This is a genomic window from Pseudoalteromonas sp. NFXS53 (genome assembly GCF_056629255.1).
In genome coordinates, this window is the sequence record NZ_JBWVBR010000046.1 from 1 (window position 1) to 1,169 (window position 1,169).

Annotated in this window: 1 protein-coding gene; it reads left to right on the plus strand. The window is 47.2% G+C overall.

What is annotated here, in order from left to right:
- Window positions 1-1,169: elongation factor Tu (gene tuf, locus AC1HJP_RS21115; RefSeq protein WP_480363462.1), on the plus strand; the 1,169-nt coding region annotated here is incomplete at its 3' end.

A 1,169-nucleotide genomic window follows, 5' to 3' on the forward strand; every position in this document is an offset into this window, starting at 1 on the left:
ATGGCAAAAGAAAAGTTTGAACGTTCGAAACCGCACGTAAACGTAGGTACAATCGGCCACGTTGACCACGGTAAAACAACTCTAACTGCAGCAATCACTAACGTACTTGCAAAAGTATACGGTGGTGACGCAAAAGACTTCGCATCAATCGATAACGCTCCAGAAGAGCGTGAGCGTGGTATCACAATCTCAACTTCACACGTTGAGTATGACACACCAACTCGCCACTACGCACACGTAGACTGTCCAGGACACGCTGACTATGTTAAAAACATGATCACTGGTGCTGCACAGATGGACGGCGCGATCCTAGTAGTTGCAGCTACTGACGGTCCTATGCCTCAGACTCGTGAGCACATCCTACTTTCACGTCAGGTTGGTGTACCTTACATCGTTGTATTCATGAACAAATGTGACATGGTTGACGACGAAGAGCTACTAGAGCTAGTAGAGATGGAAGTTCGTGAACTTCTTTCTGAGTACGACTTCCCAGGTGACGACCTACCTCTAATCCAGGGTTCAGCGCTTAAAGCACTAGAAGGCGAGAAAGAGTGGGAAGACAAGATCGTTGAGCTTGCAGAAGCACTAGATTCTTACATCCCAGAGCCAGAGCGTGACATCGATAAGCCATTCATCATGCCTATCGAAGACGTATTCTCAATCCAGGGTCGTGGTACAGTTGTAACTGGCCGTGTTGAAGCTGGTATCATCAACGTGAACGACGAAGTTGAAATCGTAGGTATCAAAGAAACTACGAAGACAACTTGTACGGGTGTTGAAATGTTCCGTAAGCTTCTAGACGAAGGTCGTGCTGGTGAGAACATCGGTGCACTTCTACGTGGTACTAAGCGTGACGAAGTTGAGCGTGGTCAGGTTCTATGTAAGCCTGGTTCAATCAACCCACACACGAAGTTCACTTCAGAAGTATACGTACTATCTAAAGATGAAGGTGGCCGTCATACTCCATTCTTCAAAGGTTACCGTCCACAGTTCTACTTCCGTACAACTGACGTAACAGGTAACGTTGAGTTACCAGAAGGCGTAGAAATGGTAATGCCTGGTGACAACATCAAGATGACTGTTGAGCTAATCGTTCCAATCGCGATGGACGAAGGTCTACGTTTCGCGATCCGTGAAGGTGGCCGTACAGTAGGTGCTGGTGTTGTAGC